Source organism: Komagataeibacter xylinus (assembly GCF_004302915.1).
GTDB classification, from domain to species: Bacteria; Pseudomonadota; Alphaproteobacteria; order Acetobacterales; family Acetobacteraceae; genus Komagataeibacter; species Komagataeibacter xylinus_C.
Genome location: NZ_QQBI01000085.1, coordinates 1 through 2,502, shown reverse-complemented (window position 1 = coordinate 2,502; position 2,502 = coordinate 1). Strand labels below are relative to the sequence as shown.

The window sequence follows — 2,502 nt, the reverse complement described above, 5'->3', positions numbered from 1 at the left end:
GTAACCGGCCGCTCTGGGCCGCCTTGATTATGCGGCCTGTCTGTGCAGTGTATTCACGGGTTTCCAGTTCCATGGCAACAGTTCGTGGAGCCGGTTGATCTTGTGCTCGTTGATACGGGCCAGGACGTCGGCGAGGTAATCGTGCGGATTAAGCCGGGAGAGTTTTGCGCTTTCGATAAGCGTCATGGCATCAGCGATGTTGTCGCCCCCGGTGTCGGATCCGGCAAAGAGATAATTTTTTCGCCCCACGCATACGGGCCGTATGGCGCGTTCGGCAGGATTGTTGTCGATGGCGACACGACCATCTTCGAGGAACAGGGTAAAGGCCTTCCACCGGTTGAACGCATAACGGATCGCTTTTGCCAGTTCCCCCTTTCCAGGGATACGGGCAAGCTGTGTTTCGCACCATGCGTGGAATGCTGTGACACGGGGGCGGCTTTGTTCCTGTCGGACAGCCAGACGATACGGGGCCGGGTGTCCGGTGATCTGGCGCTCGATATCGTAGAGCTCTCCGATCTGTTCAAGTGCTTCCCTTGCGATTGTCGAATCACTGCCCTTCCAGACATCATGGAAGGCCCGGCGGAGATGAGCCCAGCAGGCCGCTTCGCGCACGTGCACGGTTCCTGTTGCGTCTGGTTTATACAGATCCCTGAACCCGGCGTAGGCGTCAGCCTGCAGAATGCCCCGGAACTGTGCCAGATGGGTCTGGGGATTGATCCCCTTGCGATCGGGAGAGAACCAGTAGGCCACGGCGGGCGGATCACTCCCTCCCCATGGGCGGGGATCGCGCAGATAGCTCCAGATCCGCCCTTCCTTCACGCCCCGGGGTTTGCCAGCCTGACGCAGACGGGGGTCAAGAACCTGGATGGGTGTATCATCAGCATGTAGCAGGTCTGCCTTTACGACATCCTGACGGATCAGATCTGTCAGAGGACGCAGAACGGCAACGGCCTGACCACACCAGTCGATCAGGGTTGAACGGGGAATGTCCACACCCTGACGGGCAAAGATCTCATTCTGACGATAAAGCGGAATGTGGTCATCGAATTTCGAGACCAGGATATGGGCTAAAAGCCCGGTGCCAGCCATCCCCCGTGGGACAGGGCGCGACGGTGCTTCAGGCTGCACCAGTGTTTCGCAGTGACGGCAGGATTTCTTCAGCCGTGCCGTTTCGACAACTTTCAGTTTTGCCGCAATAAAGTCCAGTATTTCGGTGACATCTTCGCCTACAAGACGCAGGGGACCGCCACAGGCAGGACAGGCCTCACCTGGGTCGAGAACAATACGCTCCCGTGGTGTCGTGTCAGAAACCTTTGGTTTGCCACGCTGCCGTGGGGGAGAGAGTGCATCATCGCTGACATCATGCTCCCTGATATCAGGAGAAGGATCGGCTGCCGCGATGGCGATTTTTACATCTTCAAGGAGCAGTTCGAGTTGTTCAATCTCACGGTCTATCTTTTCTGAACTGGCCCCGAATTTCTGTTTCTGAAGACGTGCGATCCGGATTTTGAGAGACTGGACAAGAGCTTCATACGCACGGGCTGACGCAGAAAGCCGAGCCACTTCGGTCTGCAGGGAAACAATCATTTCCCTCAGGGTATCCGGATCATCAGGCAGGACCGCAGGTGCAGACGTCATTATGAAAAAATAGCAGAAAACCTAAGAAAATTCAAAATGTTCTGCACTCTCACGCCATAAAAATCAGGCCACGCGAGACGGTGGTGCAGACCAGGAAGGGCGTCTCCACTCCATGCCTTCCCACAGCATGGCCATCTGTGCTGTCGTCAGGCGTGCAACGCCCTCTGCCGGAGACGGCCATGGAAAACGTCCCTTCTCAAGCACCTTGTAATAAAGACAGAACCCCTGACCGTCCCACATCAGAAGCTTGATCCTGTCCCCACGGCGACCACGAAAGGCAAAGAGCGCCCCTGATGTCGGGTTCTGACGCAGCACGTCCTGTGCCAGTGCTGCCAGACCCGATATGCCCTTGCGCATATCGGTCACCCCGCAGGCCAGATAGACACGCACGCCGTTGCCCACGCCAATCATGCCGTCTCCGCAATCCGGATGACCCGGGCCAGAAGATCTTCGGCAGGATGTCCCGTCACCCTGATACTACGGCCATTGCGCAGCACTATGGCCAGTTCGTCAGGATCACCGCCAGATGCCACAGCAGGTGTCGTCACTGAAGCAACAGGAACAAACGCCACAGACTGATCTGGGGAAGATAGTCTTTGACGGAATGACGTCCGCCATTGGTAAAGATGTTGGCGGGTCAGGTCATGTCGACGTGCCACATCCGATACACTTGCTCCATCCACACCAACTTCAGCCAGTATCGCCAGCTTCCGTTCATCCGACCAGCGGCGGCGGCGTTCAACGCCAATCAGGATTTCCTGGGTCATTCTTACCTCTCAAATGACGTCAATAACGACGTCGTTAACGACGGTAAGTTACCAGTCACAATCCTCAATCATAAGGCGGCCTCAAACGGCCGGTTAC

Annotated in this window: 3 protein-coding genes; all 3 read right to left on the bottom strand. The window is 56.7% G+C overall.

What is annotated here, in order from left to right:
- Positions 1-27 precede the first annotated feature (27 nt).
- The 3 genes from tnpC to tnpA all read right to left on the bottom strand — a co-directional run bounded on the left by tnpC (position 28) and on the right by tnpA (position 2,405).
- Complete coding sequence (gene tnpC, locus DV027_RS17175) at positions 28-1,638, bottom strand: IS66 family transposase (RefSeq protein ID WP_130732979.1); 1,611 nt, start codon at positions 1,636-1,638, stop codon at positions 28-30.
- A 63-nt stretch (positions 1,639-1,701) separates the two neighbouring features.
- Positions 1,702-2,049, bottom strand: coding sequence for an IS66 family insertion sequence element accessory protein TnpB (gene tnpB, locus DV027_RS17170; RefSeq protein ID WP_010510701.1), 348 nt, complete (start codon positions 2,047-2,049; stop codon positions 1,702-1,704).
- Positions 2,046-2,405, bottom strand: a complete 360-nt coding sequence (gene tnpA, locus DV027_RS17165; protein ID WP_007400224.1) for an IS66-like element accessory protein TnpA — start codon at positions 2,403-2,405, stop codon at positions 2,046-2,048. Before tnpA ends, tnpB begins: the two co-directional genes overlap by 4 nt.
- Between the last annotated feature and the right edge of the window lie 97 nt (positions 2,406-2,502).

Excerpts from the sequence above, each read along its gene's own strand:
- tnpB (WP_010510701.1), bottom strand. The coding sequence starts at position 2,049 with ATGATTGGCGTGGGCAACGGCGTGCGTGTCTATCTGGCCTGCGGGGTG.
- tnpA (WP_007400224.1), bottom strand. The coding sequence starts at position 2,405 with ATGACCCAGGAAATCCTGATTGGCGTTGAACGCCGCCGCCGCTGGTCG.
- tnpC (WP_130732979.1), bottom strand. The coding sequence starts at position 1,638 with ATGACGTCTGCACCTGCGGTCCTGCCTGATGATCCGGATACCCTGAGG.